The following is a 22,663-nucleotide window of genomic DNA, read 5'->3' as shown; positions in this document are numbered from 1 at the left end:
TTATTTTTAATAAAGAATCTCACTAAATTAAAAAAGCTTTGCAAAATTTGCAAAGTTTATTATTTTATTTGCTTCTTAAACTCACATTGTCATCCTGATTAAATAACCAAGTAACCAACTTTTGTTTTTCATCTTTTGTAAATCAATTTTGTTTTTTATTGATTAGATTATAGGCATAAAAGGCAAAAAATGCTTGGAAATTAAGTAATCATAAATATGGCTTTTTACTTCTTCAAGGATTTGGATCATCTTCTAGTGCTCTAAAAGCCACAAATGATAAACTAAGCAGTTGCAAAATAGGCCCAAGCAGCACAATTCAAACAAAAGCTATCACTGAAAGAGAAATAATTAAGCCAAGTGTAACATTAGTTCATTTGCGATAAACTAAAAGCGTAATAATAACTGCTACAGTATACAAAAAAACTAATAAGCCTATAAAATAGGCAGAATAGAGAAATTTTTTGTTTCTAGAATATGCAGCAAATCTATTTAATTTGTCAATATTTATGCCATCCATAAAACTCTCCTTTAACCAATTGTAACTGATTCAGAAATGTAATTGTATTTATAAGCATAATTTTTCTTGCTAGTTCATATTAAAACACTACTGCTTACTCCAAATTGACCAATGAACATTAAAATGCTTAATACAATTTTTGAACCAACGTTTAATGAGCTGGTAATTCCAGTTGTTAAGCCAGAAGTTCCAAAAGCTGAAAATACTTCAAAAAATACATGAGTAGCACTATATTTTGCTCTTGGAATTAAGCCACTGAAGTTATCAAAGCTTGACATTACAACCAGTGAAACAAAACCAACTAAAACAACACTTATAGTAGAAACTATTGTACTCATTTTAACAGTATCGCTATCAACTTGGCGTTTGAATGCTCTAACATTTGGCCTTCCAAAAACCTTACTTATAACTAATAAAAATAAAATTGCAAATGTAGTAGTTCTAATACCGCCACCAGTAGAAGCTGGAGCAGCTCCGATGAACATTAATGTGCCTAAAACTCATAATGTTGGCTCAGATAATAAATGTAAATTTAGAGTTGAAAATCCAGCACTACGAGTTGATATAACCATAAATAATAGTGATCAAGTTTTGTAGGCATTATTCCCATAGTACTGTAAATTAGACTTAAAAATTGAATCATTAGATGATAATTCAAATGATATAGCAAAAATAAAACCAAATAAAGTGACTATTAAATAGGTAACAACTGAGATCTTAGTAAATAAGCTTCAATTGTAATATGCATTTTTATTAATACTTTTAATTCTTATGTAATTAAGCACATCGTGAATAACTGGATAGCCTATACCACCAATTAAAAACAGCGTCATAATAATAACTTGCAAGCCAATATTTTTATAATATGGCATTAGTGAGTTGTCACCAATTATGTCAAAGCCAGCGTTATTAATAGCACTTATTGCATGAAAAATGCCAAATCTAAAACTATGACTTCAGTTATGATATGGATTATCAAAGTTGGCACTATTATTGCCTACTACTTCTCTTAAGTGCGCTAATTCAGTTTTTGGACTTACATAGTAAAAATAAAATGATAAGCCGATGCTAGCTAGAAGCAAAGTAACCATCAAAAAGATCATTGAATCAATAATCATTCTTTTGTTTTTGAAAAAGTCAGAATGCCCTCTTTCATATGAAACTAATTCAACATCACTTAGGCTTACATGACCTTTCATAAAAATAACATTAATTAAAAATATTTTCAGCGCAAAAAGCCCAAAACCGCCTAAAAGAGCAGCAATAGCAATTAAACTCTGGCCAAACATATTTCAGGCCTTATATGTAGGATGGCTAACTAATCCAGTGTTACTAAAAGCACTGCAAGTTGTAAAAAAGGCATCCCAAAAAGTTATTTTGTTTTCTGCAACATAATCAAGATTATGAGTTATTTTGCTATGTAAAAAAAGAGTGATTATTAGAACTACTAAGGCATACATTAATAAAATAAATTTAACTTTTGTACCATTCTTAGTTCATAATCTAATCTTTTTAAAAAAGCTTCTAATTTTGCTATTCCTTCACCGGTAGGCAAATTTCTTTGATCTCATCTTATTTAACCGCCAAATAGTATGCAAGCATAATAATATTAAATTATACATTTTAATTATATGTATTAATTAATCATTTTATGCAGCAATTTTAACTAAGTAATTATCAAGTTTAATATATTTATGAAAAGGTATAATATTATTATTATATTTATTTATTTTAGGCGGTAATTTATGGCTAGAAAAAGAAACCAAGACATTTGCATTATAGGTACTGGGCGTTTCGGTAGCGCTGTTATTGGGCAACTAGCAAAAATGAATTGTTCACTTTTGCTAGTTGATAGCGATGAACAAGTTTTAAATGAATATAAGGATGTAGCGCAAAAAATAGTTGTAGCTGATGCTACAAATATCAAAGCCTTAAAAGCCTTGAATATAACTGAAATGGACACAGTGGTAGTTGCTGTTTCGGATAACATTGAAATAGTAGCTGCATTATTAGAGCTTGATGTTAAAAACTTAATTGTTAGAGCTAAATCTAAAACTCATGCCAGAGTTTTAAAACAAATTGGTGCAAATGTAATTATTCAGCCTGAATATGAAGCGGGAGTAAGAACTGCTTTAATAGCTGCTAACCCTAATTTTATGCGTTTTAGTCAAAACTTGCAAGAAATAGGTGACAACTTTGTTATGGGAACAACATCCTTAAATTCTCAGTTTTATGAAGGCAAGCCAATTAAAGAAATTAAGTTCAGAGACCTTGGTGTAAGTGTTGTTTTAATAAAAAGGGGAGCAAGAAGCATTTTGCCAAGCGGTCTTACAACATTAGAAAGAGGTGATTTACTAACTTTAATTGGTAAAGTAGAAGATGTTACCGTCATGCTTGCTGAGCTAAATAAATAATTTATAAGCCTGTTTTATAGGCTAATTAGTATTTTTCATAACTTCATAAGCAAACAAGACAGATTGAAAAACAGCCAATCTGTTTTGTTTTTTTGTACTGTTGTAGGATTTTTTTAAAAAATCACAAAAACTGCATTAGTTATTTTTATTATTTTAATAAAAACGCAAAAGTGTATAATAGTGGTGGATAGTGGAGGAATGTGGAATATGTTTGGTGAATTTACGCGGACTATTGATGATAAAAATAGAATTGCAATTCCATCTAAATTAAGAGATAGTTTAGGGAGCAAGTTCTATATCACAATTGGCCTGGACGATGTTATTGAACTAAGAAGCGAAGAAACTTTTATGGCTTTTAGCAATAAATTAATTGCTCAAAGCCAGTTTAGTTCAGAAGCACGTTTAATAAGAAGAGCATGACTTGGAAAAAGTCAAGAAATTGAACTTGATTCACAAGGACGCTTTACAATCCCAAAACAATTTTTAGTCCATGCAGCTATCCAAAAAGAAGTTCTACTTATCGGCGTTGGTGATTTAGTTGAATTATGAAGTGTAGAACAGTATGCAAAGTATGAAAATGAATTAGATAAAGACTCAGTTGCTAATGCAGCAGCTAAGTTAGCAGAAAAAAACTAAGATGGAAAATAAGCATATACCGATTTTATTAAAAGAAGCAATTGAATCTTTAAATATCAAAAGTGATGGAATTTATTTAGACCTTACTGTTGGTATGGGTGGTCATTCTTCGGAGATACTAAAAAAACTAAAAAATGGTTTACTAGTTGGTTTTGACAAAGATCTTTTTGCGATAGAAGAGAGTCGAAAAAGATTAAGCAAAATTGGCTCTAATTTTCAATTAATTCATTCTGATTTTAACAATGTAGCAGATGAATTAGCAAAGTTGAATATTAATGCTGTTGATGGTATATTAGTAGATTTAGGAATTTCTAGCCCACAGGTTGATAATGCTGAAAGAGGCTTTAGTTATAGTAAGGATGCTAGATTAGATATGAGAATGAATACTAATCAAGCTCTTGATGCTCATTTTGTAGTCAATAATTATAGTGAAGATGAGTTAGTTACTATCTTTTATAACTACGCAGAGGTAAAGCTTGCAAAGCAAGTTGCGAATGCCATTATAAAAAATAGGCCAATTAATACAACACTAGAATTAGCCGAAGTAATAAAATCAGCATATCCTGCTAAATTACTAAGTCTAAAAAATCCGTGCAAGGCTGTTTTTCAGGCTATTAGGATTGAAGTAAACAATGAGTTTAGTTCAATTAATTCTATGCTTGTGCAGACGCTAAATTTGTTAAAAAAAGACTCAAGTTTAGCAATCATTACATTTCATTCATTAGAAGACTCTATCATTAAGAAATTTTTTGGGAACTTAATTAAAAGTAAGCATCCTTCAAAAATGCCTATTAAGGAAGAAAAAAATTACATTGTTAAGGTTTATAGTCCTTCAAAATCAGAAATTAGCGAAAATAACAGATCAAGGAGCGCAAAGTTAAGAGTATTAACTAAATTAATTTAGGATTTTATTTAACAAATTAAAAAGGAGAGTAGCATGAAAGTTTCTAAAAAACACAACTATTTTGGTGCATTTTATCTTAGTGAAAAAGAAATTGAATTAGTTGTGCTTTCATTTCTTGGAACTCGCTACATTCCAGTATATCAAAAGTCATATAGCTATGACTTTAATGATATTAGTAAATTAAAGTCAAAAATTAATGAAATCAAATCTGATTTAAACTCTAAGCTATCAACTTTAAGCAAAAAAAGTAAATATTCAATTGAATATTCATTAATTCTAGCTGATAAATATGTAGGTTATAAAGAAAAAAGCTTACAGATTAAAAATGATTATATTACTATTGATCTTGCTGAAGGCAAAGTGACAGATAGTACTATAAATCAGTATCATGAGGAAATTAATAAAAAGAATTTAGTCTCTGATGATTTTATTATAAGCAACAAAACATTCTTATATACAGTTTATTCAGAGAATAATTATTCAAAAGAATATGTTCAAATGCCATATGAAAAAGAAGGCAAGAAGTTAGTAACTAATCAATTATTAATTACTCTTAGTCCTGATTCATTTGCAGTTAATTTGCTTAAAAGCTTAAAAAATGCCAGTTTTGATATTAAAAAAGTATTTCTAGAATCAGAATGCTTAAATATTGGCAAACTGGACAACAAATTCAAATTTATAGTTAACTTTTCTTGAAATTTTGTAAGTTTTCTTGGTGTTGTTAATAATAGTCCATTTTTTTACAAAAAATATGTTTTAGACATCAAAAGAATGAATGACATATTTTCAAAACAAGCCAATGTTAGTTTACATAATTTTGATTTGTTAATTAACTCCGTAGTTAAAAATTACGATTTGTACACTTCCTTAAATGAAAATAATCTAGAAGAAAGAATTTTAGTTGTATTAAAAAACATTGTTACTGAAGTATCAAAGGAAATTAAAGCATTATTAGAAGATAATATTGCTTATCCTGATATAGAAATTCAAGTAAATGGTAAAAATGCAGACTTTGTGTCGCACATTTTGAAAAAGGAAATAAGCGGCTATTCAGTAATTAAAGCAGAAAATACTGACATGCTTATATTTGGAACTAAAAAATACTTTGTTGGCGCAGCTCACTTGGCTAGTGATAATTTACCAAAAATAAGTAGTACTTTAGAACTTTTAAATACTATTCCTTTATACAAAGCAAAGACACCTGGAATAAGCAAAATTTTAAAATCATTTCAAAAATCAGTTAATGCATAATTTTATAAATAACTCTATAAAAAAGGAGAATCGGTCATGAACGATTCAACAGTTTTTCCAAGTTTAAAGGTTAAAGTTTTTGGAATCGGCGGTGCTGGTAATAATGCAATTAACAACATTATTGCTGATGATGAATTTGATAGTTCAACAATCGAGTTTTGAGCAATTAATACTGATTCACAACACCTGCAAGATAACAGAAATAAATGTCAAAATAAATTGCTATTAGCTAATCCAATCTATAATGGATGCGGTGCTGGCGGAGACCCTAAGGTTGGTAAAGAGTGTGCCTTAAATTCTATTGATCAAATCAAAGAAATTTTAGCAGACACAAATGTCTTGATCCTAGCAGCAGGCCTTGGTGGTGGAACTGGTACAGGAGCAACACCAGTTATAGCGGATATAGCTAAGAAAATGGGTATTTTGACAATCGCAATTTTAACAACACCTTTTGACATGGAAGGGGAAATTAAAAAAAGTATTGCTTTATCTGGAATAAGTGAAATTAAAAATTATACTAATTCTTACTCTCTAGTATCAAATCAACAAATTTTGGAAACATACAAAGACTTTCCACTAAATATGGCTATGAGAATGGCTGATAAGAAGCTAAAAAATCTTATAAAAAATGTAATTGACATTCTTAATTTAAGCTGATTTATTAATGTTGACTTTCACGATTTAAAAAATGTTTTGGAAAATGGTCAAAATACTTTTATTGGCTATGCCAAAACCAGTGGAACTGACAAGGTTAAAAAAGCTGTTGAAGAAGTTATCAGTGACAATATAAGTGAAATAAAAAGCAATAATAGTTACAAAAACCTATTAGTGTCATTCCATATAGATTCAAAAGGTACATTAACAGAAATTAATGAAGCTATAGAACTATTAAAGGAACACTTTGGTTCTGATACTCACATTAAATTTGGCATTATAAATGATGATTGAACAGATGAAAGAGAAGATTTTTTCACAATTGGCATTATAGCTGGTCAAGGCGAAATGCACAGTAGCATAGAGTTTCATAATAAATTAAAGAGCAACAGACACAGTCCTTTAATGTATGAGCAATCTAATATCATCAATGTAGAAAACACTGATGAATATGATCAAGTTGTTACAAAAAATGAAAAAATCTTGGAACAAAATTCTGATTTAATTCCTGAATTTTTTAAGTAGAACAAGCAAGTAGAAAAATGCATCTTTAAGGCTATAAAACAGCCATAGATGCATTTTTTATTTCATTTATATTGTTTTAAAGTTTAAATTAAATTTTTATTTTATAGCCTCATATTCATAAGATTTGGCTATGCATTTAGCAAAAAGTATTTCTATCATTGATTTTGTCTGCTAAGTGTTTTCTTAATAAATCTTTAAGTTCAGATGTATTGATGCTTAATTGCTCTCTGTTTACCTGCAAATTCAAAAACATCTTGGAAAACATATTAATGAATTCGATATAAGCATTTAAATGTACCAATTTCAAAAGTATCCAGGATTCCCTTATCACACAATTTCATAAAGCATTTTTTACTTAATTCTATTTCGTGTTCCTATTCAATAAAATTTTCCTTTATTTTTTTAATTATCCTATTAATGATTGATATCTATCTCACATTGCAAACTCTTCTAGTTTGTCATACTCTTCCTTATTAATATCTTTTAAAAGCACAATTCAGTTTTCATCATCATATACTGATAAAACTAATGATGGATTTTGAATAGCTTTTTCATTTATTTTTGCAATAACTGCTTTGATTGGCATTTTAAATGATAGTTCATTTTTATTTGTTTTAAGCGCCATTAATAATTCATTTTGATCTAAGGTTGAGCCTTCTTTTACCATTATATTCAACTCACTAATTGAACTAATTTCATCTTGTGCATCAGGAGTTAGTCTTAAAAGATACTCATTTTTATCATTTAAATATTCAATCGTAAATTTATCAATTAATTTTTTCATTAGAATCTTCCTTTATAAGCATATTTATTATCCTATAAAACAGCATTAAGCAACAAATTTGTGGAAATAAACATACTAGTAGCATATGAATTAAAGCTTAATGCATAGTCAAAATTTAGTTTGCTTTATGCTAGTTGCGATTTACTACAAGAAACTATTAATATTCTAATAGCTTGACTTTCAGTCCTGTTTTATAGTATTTTTGGTAATTCTCATTATTTTTTAGTAGGCCACAATTATTCATAATAAGTTCATCAAACTATCATTTATATGTAAATAAAACAGCTAAAAAATATGAAACAAGTTAAATAAGAGCTGATTAAGTTTATAAAAAAACAATAACAAAATCACAAGGTAATAAAGCAAGATTAATATCAATTTAACAAGTTTGCTCTTATTTAACACAAGAGTTTTAATATATTGAAATATTTATATATATAATTGAATTAAGTATATAACTTAAGTTAATCTCAGAAAGGGAAAATGCATCGATTTTTTGTTAATACAAGGGAAAATGATTACTTCATTCTTGATGAAAAAATAATCAAACACATAAAAAGTGCACGACTAGCAAATGAACACTTTTTATGCAATTACTTAGGTAAGTTTTATGAATGCTCTTTAGAAAGCAATAAGGCAAAAATTATTCAAGAGATGAATATAAATCATGAATATTTAAATGAAGTCATTTTGGCAGCTCCTGTTATTAAAATCAAGCGCTTTGAATGATTAATTCAAAAAGCAACTGAGCTAGGAGTTTCTAAAATTATTCCAATGAATTCTAAGTTTGTTGATCAAACAATCATTAAATATGAGTTCAATAAAAAGATCGACCGTTTTAACGAAATAATTAAAAATGCTGCTGAGCAAAGCTTTAGAAACAATTTACCAAAACTAGAGAAAATAACAACTTTTGAAGAAATTATTTTGTCTAATCAAGACAAAAAAATTTATGTAGCTTATGAAAACAAAGATGTTGAATCTCAAGTTGATAAAATTGAAACTAATAGCGTTTTAATTATTGGCCCTGAAGGCGGATTATCAAAAGATGAAATAGATTTTGCACTCCAAAACAACTGTTTTATAGTATCTTTGGGTAAAACTATTTTAAGAGCAGAGACTGCATGTTTATATATGCTTTCAAATGTAAGAGAAAGTAATAAATAGGAGAATAATATGAATCAAAAAATAAGATTAGAAGACGATTTTTATGAGAGTATTAATGGTGAATGGTTAGCAAAAGCTGAAATACCAGCTGATAAGTCATCAATAAGTTCATTTTATGAAATTCACAATAAAAATGAAAAAGATTTAATGCAGGAAACACATAATTTAATAGCTGAAAAAAATATAAGCTGAAAAAGAATAAAAGATCCTGTAATTTTAAGCTATGCACTTTTAGCTGATATGGCTTTTGATTTTGAAACTAGAGAAAAACTTGGTGTTTCGCCGATTTTGCCTACTTTAAAGGCTATTTTGGCACTTAAAAATAAAGAGCAGTTAATTGAAAAATATAAATACTTCCGTTTTAGAGATATAGTTCTTCCTTTTGAATTTGGCATTATCCAAGATTTTAAAAATGTTGAATTACAACTATTATGCCTATCAGGCCCAGGATTAATTCTTCCTGAAAAATCATACTATGATGATAAGCATCCTGCTAAGCAACAATTAATTGCTAAATTTAAAGAAATGAGTTTAAAACTACTTAAGTTTTATTATTCAGATGAACAAAAGAATGAAAAAATTGTTGATCAAGCATTAGCATTTGACGCTTCATTAGTTGAGTTTTCTCCAAGTGCTGAAGAAAATGCTGACTATGTTAAACTGTATAATCCTTACAGTATTACTGATGCTGCAGCATTTTCGAAAAATGCTGATTTAAAGGCTATTGCGGAAAATTTAGTTAACAAAAATGCTAAAAAAATTACTAATGTTGTTGATAAAATAATTGTACTTTATCCTAAATTTTTAGAAAACATTGACAAAGTTTTTAATGATGAAAATTTCGAAAATCTTAAGTCTTGAATGTTCTTAAAAACTATTATTCAATTCTCAGGTCACTTAAATGATGAATCAAGAATTATTGCTGGCGAATACGATAGAGCACTAACAGGGCAAGATAGTCCAATGACTAAAGAAAAACATGCCTTCTATGTTGCTTATAACAAGTTCAAAATTCCATTTGGCACATATTTTGCCAAAAAAACATTTGGTGAAAAAGCTAAAGAAAATGTTGAACAAATGGTTGCTAAAATGATTGGTATTTATAGAGACCGTCTTTTGAAAAATGACTGACTAAGTAAAAGTACCAAAGAAAAGGCGATAGTTAAACTAGAAGCTTTAGGTGTTCATATAGGCTATCCTGAAGAAATTCAACCATTTTATGAACAAGTTAAAATAAGCAATAAATTCTTTAAAAGAGATAATTTATTAAAAAATGCACTTGATTATCTTGTTGTTAAAAACACATGAGAATTTAGTCAATATTTACAGCCAATTAATAGAAATTACTGAAGCATGTCTCCTGCTGAAGTAAATGCTTATTACAATCCTTTTATGAACCATATTGTTTTCCCTGCTGGAATATTAAATGAGCCGTTTTACTCTATAAAACAGTCAGAAGCGACAAATTATGGTGGTATAGGGGCTGTTATTGCTCATGAAATTAGTCACGCTTTTGATAACAATGGTGCTCAGTTTGATGAAAAAGGTAATCTAAACTTATGATGAAGTGAAAAAGACTATAAAGCATTCCAAAAGAAAGCTAAAGACATGATTGCCTTATTTGACAATAAAACAACTGAATATGGCAAATGCAATGGTACTTTAACTGTATCAGAAAATATAGCAGATGCTGGCGGATTTTCATGTGCTTTAGAAGCTGCAATGCTTAATAAGGAAAATGACATAAAAGACTTTTTTACAAGCTTTGCAGTAATATGAAAGAGCAAATATAAGCCTGAAAGTGCAAAATTATTACTTGCAACTGATGTACATGCTCCAGCAAAATTAAGAGCAAACATACAAATTCAAAATAGCGATGAATTTTACAAAGCATTTAATGTTAAATCTAGTGACAAAATGTGATTGCCTAAAAATAAACGTGTAAAAATTTGATAGGAGCAAGTGATGAATTTAAATAAAGTTATATTAATTGGTAGAGTTTCATCTGACATTAGATATAGCAAAACCAATAGCGGAGTTTCATTTGCTAGAACTAGAATTGCCATAAGCAGAAACTACTCAAGCGATAATGAAGTAACTGACTTTATTCCGGTAATTGCTTGAAGAAGCACAGCTGATTTTTTAAATGGTTATGCACCTAAGGGAACACTAGTTGCAATTGAAGGGGCATTAGTAACTTCAACATATGAATCAAATGGTCAAACTAATTATAGTATTGAAGTAAGAATTGATAACTTACACTTGTTAGAGTCTCGTTCTGTTAGAAACCAAAGACAAACAAATGAATTTTCAGTAGTACAACCTAACTTTAAGAAAAATGATTCAAGTATGGGCAATAATTTTGCTAAAAGCAACAAAACTTTTGAACAAAATTTCAATTTAGAAACTAGTGAAAAAATTCAAAATAATGCCTCTAATAAAAACGATGAAAAACAGACTGCAAAAGTCGAAGATCAGCCATTTAACAACATTAATTTCAATTTTGATGATGATTTTGAAGAATAAAGCTAGTGTTGCTTTGAATTTAATAAGAAAAAGAGTGCTTTTTTCCCAAAAAAGTGCTTTTTTATTATATTTATGTCATATTTTAAGATCATAAAATATAATATTAAATATTGGAGGTTGAAATGCTAAAAGTGCTTAATCATCCATTAATTAAGATTAAACTTACAAATATGAGAAATAGAGAATCTGGCCACTCAGTTTTCCGCCAGAATTTAAATGAAATTGGCTCTTTAATGGTTTATGAAATTTTAAGAGACTATCAAACTAAAAGAAAAGAAATAATTACTTCAATTAATAAAAAATATTTAGGCTATGAATTTGACAAAGATGTAGTTTTTGTGCCTATTTTAAGAGCAGGGCTTGGAATGATTGATGGCTTATTAAAATTAATTCCCGAAGCTAAAGTTGGCCATATTGGCATGAGTAGAGATGAAACCACTTTTAAGCCCACTGAATATTTTTATAAAATTCCCGAAGCCCCGAAGGATAGCTATATTTTTGTAGTAGATCCAATGTTAGCAACTGGAAATAGTGCAGTTGATGCTATTGCAAGACTTCGTAAAGATGGCTTTAATAATATCAGTTTAGTATGCTTAGTTGGTGTTAAAGAAGGTGTAGATAATGTTGAAAAACATTTTGGCCATGACATTAATATTTATTTAGCTGCACTTGATGAATGTCTTAATAAAGACAAATATATTGAACCGGGGTTAGGTGATGCAGGAGACAGAATTTTTGGTACAAAGTAATAATAAGGAAAACATTTATTACTTTAAAAACAGGAGCATAAGACTCTCATATACTGGTATGATGCTTGCTATTGCAATATTAGTTAATTTTGCAGGTAGTAAATTATTATCAGTGCCTTTTATATCATTTTTAAAATTTGATTTTGCTTTAGTTGTTATTACTGCTACGGCGCTATGAATAGGCTGAAAATATGCATTTTTGCTTATTCTTTTACTCTTTTTGCTTGGGCCAAGTTATGGCTCGCATGGATATAGCTTACCAAGCATTTTAGGGCATTTAATTTTATCAACAACGCAAACTATATACATGACCATTTTCTACTGGTCAATAAAACTTTTACAAAAAACAAAATTACGTAAAGCTGGCTTACTTATATTACCAGTAATTATTTCAATACTAGTAACAACAGGACTTTTAGTTATCTTAAATATCTATCTTTTTACTCCTTGATACTTTAAATTATTTGGCTTGCTTGGAGCTGCTCCAGCAACTCATACATCAATGATTGAACATTGAGGAAATATTAAAGGTTTATTCTTAAACATTTCAACATATTATAAAGGGGCTGGTTTAGTTTACCTTGTTTTCAATCTTGTAAATCTTACAATGAACTCAGTTTTCATCTTTATAATATTTAGCTTAAATAGCAAAAATAATTTTATTAACAAAAACATTTCATATTTATAAAAATTATTCTAAGAGGCTACTATGAAAAATTATGACCATTTATCAATTGAAAACAAATGACAAAATTATTGAGAAAATAGTCATTATTTTGAGCCTAAAAATGATCATAAGTTACCTAAAAAATATATTTTAAGCATGTTCCCTTATCCTTCAGGAAACATCCATATGGGGCATGTTAGAAACTATGCTATTGGTGACGCTTTAGCTCGTTTTTATAGAAGAAAAGGTTTTAATGTATTGCATCCTTTTGGCTGGGATGCTTTTGGTCTTCCCGCTGAAAATGCAGCGATAAAACATAACATTCATCCTAAGACTTGAACCTACCAAAACATTAGTTCAATGAATGAAAACATAAAAAAATTAGGCATTTCTTTCGCATGAAACTATGAATGCATCACTAGTGATGAAATTTATACTCGTTGAGAGCAAGAAATATTTATTAAAATGTGAAATAGTGGCTTAGTTTATAGAAAAAAGGCCTTATTAAACTGATGCAATAAGGATAAAACAGTTTTAGCTAATGAACAAGTAATTAATGGTTGCTGTTGAAGATGTGATGAGCCTATTGAACTAAAAGAAACTGAACAATATTATTTAAAAATTAGAGATTATGCTAAAGAGTTACAAGAGTCCTTAGAATCATTAAAAGGCAATTGGCCTGATAAAGTACTGTCAATGCAAAATAACTGAATCAACTATAAAACAGGCTTTTTAGCAACTTTTAGTGATTCATTAAATAAATTAAAAACAAATATTGAAATATTTGTAAATGATAAAAAAGATCTTGATGTAGTTGATTTTTTGTGCATAAGTGCAAATCACGATTTAGTGGATGAATTAATTAAAAATAGTTATTTTACTAACGAGCAAATTGAGCAAATTAACAAAATTAAAACCCTTGCACAAGCAAAAGATTTTTCACTAAAAGCTAGCCTAAAATTACCGTTTAAGGCTGTTTTAAAGGGCAATTTGGACAAGCCAATTGATGTATATATATCTGATTTTTCTTCACTAGGCACTAAAAATAATGCACTTATAATCAATACTAAAAAGCTAGCTAGCTATGAAAAATTTGCTTTAGCTAACAAAATTGATTTATCAGCTTCACAAAGTAATTTTGACTTATCCTCACTTTCTTCAAGTCAATCAATTAATATGCAAGACTGAGGAATTAGTCGTCAAAGATACTGAGGCGCACCTATTCCAATGATTCACTGTGCAAAATGTGGCATTGTTCCTGAAAAGCTTGAAAATCTTCCAGTGAAGCTGCCTGAAAATGTTGATTTTAGTAAAAGTGGAAACCCAATTAGCACTAATTTAGAATGAATGCAAACAAAGTGTCCAAAGTGTAACTCTGATGCACTTAGAGAAACTGACACATTTGATACATTCTTTGAATCAAGCTGATACTTTTTAAGATACACCTGTCCTCCTGAATTAAGAGAAAAGGTTGCTTTAGATAAAGATTCTGTTGAATACTGAAATTCTGTAGATACATATATTGGCGGAATTGAACATGCTATTTTACATTTACTTTATGCAAGATTTTTTACTAAAGTAATGTCTGACTTAGGCTATGTATCATTTAGAGAGCCATTTAAGAGTTTACTAACTCAAGGTATGGTACTTAAAGATGGCGCCAAAATGTCTAAAAGTAAGGGTAATACTGTTTCCCCTACTGATTTATTAGAAAAATATGGCGCTGATACTGTAAGATTATTCATTCTTTTTGCAGCACCACCTGCAAAAGAGTTAGAGTGATCTGATGATTCAGTTGAAGGATGCAATAGATTTATTAATAGGCTTTATAATTTATATTCTAAAGTAGAGCCTGTTAAAGACTTAAGCATCATAAAAAACATTGATCACAGCAGTTTGAATGAGTTTGAAAAAAGTGCAAGAATGAAGCTTTATCAATCGTTAAAAAAACAAGAATCAATTTATTTAGATAACCGCAATGAATTTGCATTCAACACATTAATTGCCTATATTATGGAAACTCTTAATTCATATGAAAAAATAGAAAACAATTCACTTTTACTAGAGTTTTTCTACATTTCACTTAATATTTTAGAGCCCTTTATACCTCACTTAGCTTGAGAGCTTAGTGAAAAGTTATTTAATTTAAATAATCTAACTGATTTTTATGTTGACACTAAAGCACTAGAAACTGACCAAATAACCTATGCTATAACGGTAAATGGCAAAGTTAGAGCACAAATTTCAGTCTTAAATGAAAGCAATAATAAAGATAATATCTTGACTCTTGCTAAAAATGAAGTGGCAAAATGAATAGAAGGCAAAACTATTATTAAGGAAATATTTATACCTAACAAAATAGTTAACTTCGTAATTAAATAATTTTTTTAGCACTCGCATTGTAGAGTGCTAAAATTGTATTATAATTGATATTGTATTAGTTCAAACAGGAGGCGCAATATGGGAAAACCTAAAGGAAGCAATAAAAGTAAAAAGAGTACTGCTGAAACTAATTTTGAAAATCTATTATATTTAAATGTATATAGAAGAAGAATATACACAAAGGCAAATGACCCTGTCAAAAATTGTTTTGTGTTATTTGATCGTGAAGTAGCTAAGTTAGAAATTACCGAGGAATTAATTACTCAAAGTAATTACTGAAAAAAAATAATTGATGAGTATACTAAAGACAATTCAAATGGTGCTGAAATAATTAATAAATCTAGAATTATGCTAGTTTATTACAGACCAGCAGAAGATAGCAGTGTTATTTTAGAATCTGAACTTCAATCTAAACCTAAAGCTACATATGCTGATGTGTTAGAAAACATTAATATTTCTAATTTAGATTCAAATATGACACTTTGTCAAGTTGAATCAGTTGAAAAAGTATATGATAATGATTCGCAAAAGTGACATTACATTGCAACACTTAAAGCTATCCATAAATATATATTGCAAGATATATATGGCGATGAAGAAATAATTTCTTCATCAAACATAGATATCGAAAAATTACCGCTTAGATATATAGAAGGAATGGTAGCTACAAGATTTGGTTCAGAAAACAATAGTGATGAAATGGCTTTAGCTGATCCATCGCTAGATTTTAATGGTTTCGAAGATGTAATTAACACTTTAATTTATGATAGAAACTGAAATGATGCTATGCTCCTTTACAGATATATTAGAGGATATTCAGCTGAAGAAATTAGAAACTGAACAAAAGGTGCCAGTGAAATGATGCCTGACTTCATTAATGATGATGAATCTAGACTAGAAGCATTAGTTAGAGCACTAACTGGATTTTTCCTACTACCTCCATATGAATTATTCACAATTTATTCAATGCCTTCTGCACTTCATCAGTTTGAAGCTCTTAAGAGTAATTTTGTACTAATGGCAAGATTGATCAAGAAATTTATTGATGAATTAACTCTTAGCAACAATAATAAATTGTTAAATATTTACAATGCACTTACTGACAATGAATTATTTAAAAACTCAATGGAGCAAATTAAAGAAAACTCTGAATTAGAAGTTCAATTTAATTATGAAGTTGAAAGAATCTACAAGTGACATAAAGAATACTTGCAATTAGGTTATATAACTGAAGATGACTTAAAATTAATTCTTAGCTTGGTTGAACAAAATCAAACTAGTTTAAGCAAAAGAACTACAAAAAAAGACACTTCAACAATGAAAGACCAAATTGACAAGGAATTAAATAAAAAAATTCAAAGCAATTTGGATAAACAACAAAAAGAGTTCTTGCTTCGTGAAAAAATGAAAGCTATTAAAGAACAGCTTAATGAAACTGATGATGAAGATGGCGATGATGAGTATTCAAAAATTGTCAACGACCCAGTGCTTAAGCAAATGTATCCTGAATGGATTATTAAATCAATTAAAACTGAGCGTGATAAATTAAAAAACATGATGTCTTCAAGCCCTGATGCTAATATTACCCAAACATACATTAGCAATCTAAAGAAATTACCTTGAAGAAAAGTAGAAGTAGAAAACTTAGATATAAATAGAGCTAGAGAAATTCTAGACAAAAATCACTATGGGCTTAAGGAAGTTAAAGAAAGAGTGATTGAATACTTGTCACTAATAATCAATCACAGAAACATAAACAAAGAATTAAGCGAAAAAGACTTAATAAAAATTGACGATCATAACCAAATTGACTTGCAGCTTTTTAAAGAAAATACAAAAAACAAAGCACAAAAGCAGTTTAATAATGTGCCAATTTTGACCTTAGTAGGCCCGCCAGGAACTGGTAAGACATCACTAGCTCGTTCTATTGCGGAAGCTTTAGACAAAAGTTATGTAAAACTTAGTCTTGGTGGCTTGCATGATGAATCTGAAATAAGAGGACATAGAAAAACTTATGTTGGCGCTATGCCAGGTAAAATAATTAAAGGTATTCAGTCAGCTGGTGTGTCGAATCCACTTATTTTACTGGATGAAATAGACAAAATGTCAAGCGACATAAAAGGTGATCCTACTTCTGCAATGCTTGAAGTTTTAGACCCTGAGCAAAACACTAAGTTTCAAGACAACTACATTGAACATGAATATGACTTATCTAAAGTACTATTCATAGCAACAGCAAACTATTATGAAAATATTCCTGCTCCATTACTGGATCGTGTTGAAATTATTGAATTAAATAGTTACACAATTAATGAAAAAATTAAGATTGCTAAAGAACATTTAGTTGAAGTTGTGCTAGCACAAGCTGGCTTAAAACCTGATCAATTTATTATTGATGATAAAGCACTAGAGTTTATAATCAAGCACTATACTGCTGAAGCCGGTGTTAGATCATTAAAAAGAAACTTAGACAAAATAGCCCGTAAAATAGTCACAAAAATCGTTTCAGGCGAAAAAATTGATAAGTTTGTTATAGACCAAAGTAACATTCCTGAATTGTTAGGTACACCAAAAATTAGCGAATCTGAAAAAGAAATGCAACCACAAATTGGTTCTGTTAATGGCTTAGCCTTTACATCAATTGGTGGTACAACACTGCAAATTGAAGTTTCATGATTTAAGTCAAAACAACCTGGCATTAGGCTAACTGGACAACTTAAAGAAGTAATGCAAGAATCAGCAAAAATAGCACTTTCATATGTAAGAGCTAATGCTGAAAAGTTTGGAATCAAAAACGTTGATTTTGATACAACTGAAATTCATGTCCATGTGCCTGAAGGAGCTGTTCCTAAAGATGGCCCTAGTGCTGGTGTAACCTTTACAACTGCCTTAATTTCTGCTCTAGCTAAAATTCCTGTATCGCAAGAAGTAGCTATGACTGGCGAAATTACACTAAGAGGTAAAGTCTTAGAAATAGGTGGGCTCAAAGAAAAGTCATTTGCTGCCTTTAAAAAAGGTATTAAAACTGTTTTTATTCCAAAGAATAATGAAAAGAATTTAAGTGACATTCCTGAAGAAGTTAAAGAAGCAATTAACTTTATTCCTGTTTCACACTATGAACAAATTTGAGAGCATCTGTTCAAAGGTAAAAAGTATGAAGAAAGCGATTCTGAAAGCAAAAAGAAAAAGCAATCTAAATAAAGAATTTATTACCTTTAATTCTGCAAAAAATGCACATTAATCGTGTGCATTTTTAACTTTCAAAATTTAATTGATTATTAAATGTGTAAAATATTACAGTATGAATATACTGTATAGCATTTTAATGAATTTAGCACTATTTTTAATTGGCTATCTACTTTTAGGTTCTTTCAATACATCAATTATTCTAAGTAGAAGAGTCAAAAATGATGATATTAGAGAGCATAATAGCAAAAATGCAGGGGCAACAAACAGTTTAAGAACTTATGGAGCCAAGTTTGCATTAATTGTTTTTGCTACCGACGTGCTTAAAACACTTATTCCTATATTAATAATTTCAGCTATAGTTAATCATGTACCTGCAGTAAAATCTTTTTCACAAGCTTCCTATATTAGCCCACAAGTACTTGGACTTGGAGTAGTGATTGGTCACATTTTTCCTGCTTATTACAAATTTAAGGGCGGCAAAGGAGCAGCCTGCACAGTTGGGTTAATAATATCTATTAACATTATTTTGTTTTTAATAGCATTCTTATTATTCTTACTAGTTGTCGGAATCAGTAAAATTGTTTCGCTAGGCTCAATTACTGTTGCATTTTCACTACTTTTATTTGTTTGAATGCCATGAATGATTCAAGGACCAACTGGATATTGAACTAATGCAGTTGAATATATTAATTCATTTACAATACTTGTAAATTACTGATATGTTAGTCCAATAATTTATACTTTATGTGCCTTACTAGTGCTTGTAAGTCACCGCGATAATTTCAAAAGATTGATTAACAAAAGCGAAAGAAAATTTGCAATCAAAAAAGCTGCTTAGTCTAAGATAGGCGGCTTTTTTGCTAGCATTTTTACATATCAACAAATTATTAACAGTGCAAAATTAGCAAAAGTTTTACTTTTGGCCAAAAAATTAGCTTAATTTTGCATTTTTGCTACTTATCTACAAAATGCGCTTGAGGGAAAAAGTTGTTAAAAATTAGCTATATGCATTTTTTAAAATAATATTATGCAAAATGAAAGTAAAAAAGTTGAAAGCAAAATAGAAGTATTACCAGTCTTAAAACCAATATCATTATTTCCTGAATTCATAGAAAAAATAAGCGGAGAAAACAAATTAAAATCTAATGTTATAACATTGATTGCAATAGATAATAATGATGTTTACTTTGTTAATGGACTATTAGAAGAAAATAATGATATTTCTAATGAAAATATAATTAATATTGATACAGAAGACGGAATACTTGATAATGGAAAAAGTGCTAAAGTTCTACTAGCAAAAGCAATTGATCTGTCAGTTATCTACAAAATGAATTATGATGAACTTGTACCTAAAATTCAAACTAGCTGAGAAGATATGGCTCGATTGCCTTATATCTCGCTTAAAGATCAATTGAAAATTGTTAACTGAGTCACAGCCAATATAGCAAATCAAGGAAGCGTTCCTAAACTGGTTGTTATAAGAAAGAAGCGTAGAGAAGAGGGCAGCAAAATAGATGGAGCAGTAGTTTAACTTTTGCAATTTTTCCAAATTTTGCATAGCTTGCTATATTAAATAGCAAGTTTTATTTTTCGAACTAGTTGTAAAAAAATAGGTGTGTTGAAATGCCTACATAATATAGGTAAGCTTTTTATGCAAAAAAGCTTTATAAAAAAAATTAGAGATAAATCAAATGATTAATATGCCGTAATTAATCTATGAACCATTGTGCAAATGAAAAGAGGATTTTCACATATTTTTTGTTTCTGCAGTGAATGTAAGAAAAAGGCTAGTTAAAAACATTTTTTAATCTTTATTACTTCAGGAATTTTAGAAGATGTAGTAATAGTTTTTTTATTGGCTTTATCTATGCAAGAAATGTAAAAAAGGAAACAAATATAGTCATTTGTACTTACATTTTTTTATTGTCTTTGTCTTATATTTAGAAATGTATATTATATAGAGATAAAACTTTTAAAAGCTCTTAATCTAAACAATTTATAAAATGGAACCGTAAAATTTAAGTGTGTTGAAAGCTTATACCAAGCTCATTCAATCAATAAAATTTTACATTATTTCAAAACGTCTTGAAATTTTTATTTTTTTATTTTTGTGCCATTTTGCCAATTTGCGGCATTAAAAAACTTTTTGCTTGTTTTTTTAATTAGCCTTTAAAAGGCAAGATAAGGAAGTGCGCCAAAGTTCTTACCGAACGCCACTTTTTTAAGCCCTTTATTTTTTTGAAGATAAAAAATAAAGAAAAATAGGTATTTTTTGTGACAAACAAGCAACATAAATAGAATTTAGGCACAAAAATTTAATATTTTGTAACACATATATTGTTATTAAAAATATAAAACTTATATTTTTAATAATTTTAGTAATCCATTTATACTTTTATATAATAAAAGTATACCATAAAATACATTATTATTTTTTATTATAAATACCTCTATTTATAATAAATGCTAAAAAACTATCTTTGCCCTTTGTTTGCACCATTTATTTAACGCTCAAACATCAAAAGTATTAAAAAAATTCATATTTTGCTAAAAAAATTAGGCTTTTTCATCTTCAAAAACAGTGAAAATGTTTATCTATATACTAGGTATATAGATAAAAAAATACTGAAAATATTACTTTGCTTTTCACAAAGTAAAAAGGAAAAAAGAACTAATTTCTTTGTATTTTATTTAGTCCACGTTATAATGAAAACTAGATGCTAAAACAATTAAAATTCTTTAAATTTCTTCTTATAATCTAGTAAAACAAAGTGGCCTGATTTTTTATAATATTTTTATAAATAACTTTCATTTTCATATGTTCAAAACAAAAAAGACTTTGATCTTTTTTAATATGTTTTTTGAACGAGTTATAAACAAAATGCTCAGTGTAAGACTTTAATTTTTCATTATTATCAAAAACTGCATTAGCATTATTTAAGATTAAATTACAGAAATTTCTTGCTCTTTCATATACGCCAATAGGCATCTTTAGAGCATTTGGGTCAGACCAAAATTCATATCAAAGCTGATGAAAAAGGTCTTTGTTTTTAGTAAAAATAGCTTCATCAAAAACATTTTTCCACGGTTTATTTAACGTCTTATTTATGTATGTTTTATAGTAAATTCTATTCTCTTTTGAAGCAAATTTACTTGTACCAAATGTGTCATTTAAGACCTTTTGAATGTGAAAACGATCTAGTGAATAAGTAGCATTTAGTTTGTTAGCAAGCTTCTTAATTCATCTAGCTCCATCTCCATTTACAATTAATTTTTGCTCATCATTATTTGTGATTAATTCTTTATTAATAGTATTTTTAATAAACTCTAGGTCATTATTTTTAGTTGTTGGATCATTTAAATTTTTAGTAAAAAACATATTTATTACATTACTTAATTTATTGTTTTTAAGAGTATGTGCTATCACTTCACGTACTCTCATTTTTTTAACTTTAGTTGACTTATGGAATATATAAAAATCATCCATTTCAAGATAAATTTTTTGATTATCATTCACTAAATTACTTTTTATTTTGGCCAAAATTTGTTCATTTTTATCTACTAATTTTTCTTTAATTTTTAGCTTGTCTAGATAATAATTTAATAGTTGTTTACTAGGTAATAATTGTTTTAAATTTGATGGAATTTTAGAATTCTCTAAGTAAAATTTCACAGCTAATTTAAGATTATCAGTATCATATTTACAATTGCAAATTTGCTTAAGTTTTTCATCATGATAATAAGTAAAACGCGTTATCCTACCTTCATCATCTTTTGTTTCGTACATTGTAATATTAAGTAAAAAAATACCGCCCAAAGTAATTCATTTTCTAGTTTCTCTTCTAAATATCTTCCAATTTGGATGAATCGTTTTTCTTAATGTATTCCTAAAATATTCTTCTATATCATTTAGCTCTTTTGCCTTATTAGCATATAGCTTATTAGTAGTGTCTAAGATATCGTTAAATATATCTACATCTAACTTTTCCATAGCATCTTAATTATATGAAACAATTAATTATTAAAAAAAGTTAGTATAAAAAACTCATAGGTTATAACCCTATGATAGTTGTTATGATGCTTAGAAAAATTATTACTTGTATATTCAGAAAAGGCTCTAGAAGGCTTTATTTGCGCTGATAAAACCGTCTTACTAGAGAATTAAACCTTCATCGTCTTCTAGAGTATTAGGTTCTTTTTCTTTAGTAAGATTAATATATTCATTTTCTACTAATGAGTAGAAATTGTTTTCATCTCTAGATATTAATTCTCTATATGGGGATTTTATTTTGCTG

General features: G+C 28.6%; 18 protein-coding genes. 14 read left to right on the top strand and 4 right to left on the bottom strand.

From position 1 onward, the window contains the following. Nucleotides 1-64: 64 nt before the first annotated feature. Both MAGB_RS00175 and MAGB_RS00170 read right to left on the bottom strand, forming a co-directional pair. The gene (locus tag MAGB_RS00175; RefSeq protein ID WP_004023812.1) at nt 65-517 is read right to left on the bottom strand and encodes an MAG0130/MAG3770 family membrane protein; all 453 of its coding nucleotides are present in this window, start codon (nt 515-517) and stop codon (nt 65-67) included. 11 nt (nt 518-528) lie between these two features. Next, entirely contained in the window at nt 529-2,088 is a 1,560-nt protein-coding gene (locus MAGB_RS00170; protein WP_036433079.1) for a TrkH family potassium uptake protein, read from the bottom strand. 174 nt (nt 2,089-2,262) lie between these two features. Here MAGB_RS00170 and MAGB_RS00165 point away from each other — a divergent pair, with 174 nt between their 5' ends. The 5 genes from MAGB_RS00165 (at nt 2,263) to MAGB_RS00145 (ending at nt 6,901) form a co-directional block, all read left to right on the top strand. Next, entirely contained in the window at nt 2,263-2,931 is a 669-nt protein-coding gene (locus MAGB_RS00165; protein ID WP_004023810.1) for a potassium channel family protein, read from the top strand. 207 nt (nt 2,932-3,138) lie between these two features. Continuing rightward, nucleotides 3,139-3,567, top strand: coding sequence for a division/cell wall cluster transcriptional repressor MraZ (mraZ, locus tag MAGB_RS00160; RefSeq protein ID WP_036433076.1), 429 nt, complete (start codon nt 3,139-3,141; stop codon nt 3,565-3,567). A 1-nt stretch (nt 3,568) separates the two neighbouring features. Further along, entirely contained in the window at nt 3,569-4,471 is a 903-nt protein-coding gene (gene rsmH / locus MAGB_RS00155) for a 16S rRNA (cytosine(1402)-N(4))-methyltransferase RsmH (protein WP_004023808.1), read from the top strand. A gap of 33 nt (nt 4,472-4,504) precedes the next feature. Then, nucleotides 4,505-5,722: an MAG3720 family protein gene (locus MAGB_RS00150; RefSeq protein ID WP_004023807.1), complete on the top strand. Its 1,218-nt coding sequence runs from the start codon at nt 4,505-4,507 to the stop codon at nt 5,720-5,722. A 36-nt stretch (nt 5,723-5,758) separates the two neighbouring features. Further along, nucleotides 5,759-6,901 carry a cell division protein FtsZ gene (locus MAGB_RS00145; protein ID WP_004023806.1) on the top strand — a complete coding sequence of 381 codons (1,143 nt, stop codon included), beginning with the start codon at nt 5,759-5,761 and terminating at the stop codon, nt 6,899-6,901. 406 nt (nt 6,902-7,307) lie between these two features. Here MAGB_RS00145 and MAGB_RS00140 read toward each other — a convergent pair whose 3' ends face one another. Beyond that, the gene (locus tag MAGB_RS00140) at nt 7,308-7,685 is read right to left on the bottom strand and encodes a glycine cleavage system protein H (protein WP_004023805.1); all 378 of its coding nucleotides are present in this window, start codon (nt 7,683-7,685) and stop codon (nt 7,308-7,310) included. Between the two features lie 483 nt (nt 7,686-8,168). On the opposite strand from MAGB_RS00140, the gene MAGB_RS00135 reads away from it, so the two are divergent. The 9 genes from MAGB_RS00135 (at nt 8,169) to MAGB_RS00095 (ending at nt 19,899) form a co-directional block, all read left to right on the top strand. After that, the gene (locus MAGB_RS00135; RefSeq protein WP_004023804.1) at nt 8,169-8,852 is read left to right on the top strand and encodes a 16S rRNA (uracil(1498)-N(3))-methyltransferase; all 684 of its coding nucleotides are present in this window, start codon (nt 8,169-8,171) and stop codon (nt 8,850-8,852) included. A gap of 9 nt (nt 8,853-8,861) precedes the next feature. Further along, the gene (locus MAGB_RS00130) at nt 8,862-10,808 is read left to right on the top strand and encodes a M13-type metalloendopeptidase (RefSeq protein ID WP_004023803.1); all 1,947 of its coding nucleotides are present in this window, start codon (nt 8,862-8,864) and stop codon (nt 10,806-10,808) included. 9 nt (nt 10,809-10,817) lie between these two features. Continuing rightward, nucleotides 10,818-11,378 carry a single-stranded DNA-binding protein gene (locus MAGB_RS00125; RefSeq protein ID WP_004023802.1) on the top strand — a complete coding sequence of 187 codons (561 nt, stop codon included), beginning with the start codon at nt 10,818-10,820 and terminating at the stop codon, nt 11,376-11,378. Between the two features lie 122 nt (nt 11,379-11,500). Beyond that, complete coding sequence (gene upp, locus MAGB_RS00120) at nt 11,501-12,127, top strand: uracil phosphoribosyltransferase (protein WP_004023801.1); 627 nt, start codon at nt 11,501-11,503, stop codon at nt 12,125-12,127. Then, a complete protein-coding gene (locus MAGB_RS00115) occupies nt 12,114-12,815 on the top strand; it encodes an MPN527 family putative ECF transporter permease subunit (protein ID WP_235750711.1) in 702 nt (233 codons plus the stop codon). Before upp ends, MAGB_RS00115 begins: the two co-directional genes overlap by 14 nt. 21 nt (nt 12,816-12,836) lie before the next feature. After that, nucleotides 12,837-15,176 (top strand): class I tRNA ligase family protein, encoded by a 2,340-nt coding sequence (locus tag MAGB_RS00110; protein WP_004023799.1) that lies wholly within the window; start codon nt 12,837-12,839, stop codon nt 15,174-15,176. A gap of 210 nt (nt 15,177-15,386) precedes the next feature. After that, nucleotides 15,387-18,377 (top strand): endopeptidase La, encoded by a 2,991-nt coding sequence (gene lon / locus MAGB_RS00105; RefSeq protein WP_004023798.1) that lies wholly within the window; start codon nt 15,387-15,389, stop codon nt 18,375-18,377. Between the two features lie 100 nt (nt 18,378-18,477). Continuing rightward, the gene (plsY, locus tag MAGB_RS00100) at nt 18,478-19,203 is read left to right on the top strand and encodes a glycerol-3-phosphate 1-O-acyltransferase PlsY (protein ID WP_004023797.1); all 726 of its coding nucleotides are present in this window, start codon (nt 18,478-18,480) and stop codon (nt 19,201-19,203) included. Between the two features lie 189 nt (nt 19,204-19,392). After that, complete coding sequence (locus tag MAGB_RS00095; RefSeq protein WP_004023796.1) at nt 19,393-19,899, top strand: hypothetical protein; 507 nt, start codon at nt 19,393-19,395, stop codon at nt 19,897-19,899. A 1,227-nt stretch (nt 19,900-21,126) separates the two neighbouring features. Here the strand turns inward: MAGB_RS00095 and MAGB_RS00090 are convergent. Beyond that, complete coding sequence (locus MAGB_RS00090; RefSeq protein WP_004023794.1) at nt 21,127-22,359, bottom strand: Mbov_0401 family ICE element transposase-like protein; 1,233 nt, start codon at nt 22,357-22,359, stop codon at nt 21,127-21,129. Nucleotides 22,360-22,663: the final 304 nt, after the last annotated feature.

Source organism: Mycoplasmopsis agalactiae 14628 (assembly GCF_000266865.1).
Lineage (GTDB): Bacteria > Bacillota_I > Bacilli_A > Mycoplasmatales > Metamycoplasmataceae > Mycoplasmopsis > Mycoplasmopsis agalactiae_A.
Note: the sequence above shows the minus strand (reverse complement) of the source record. Positions and strands in the feature narration are given on the sequence as shown.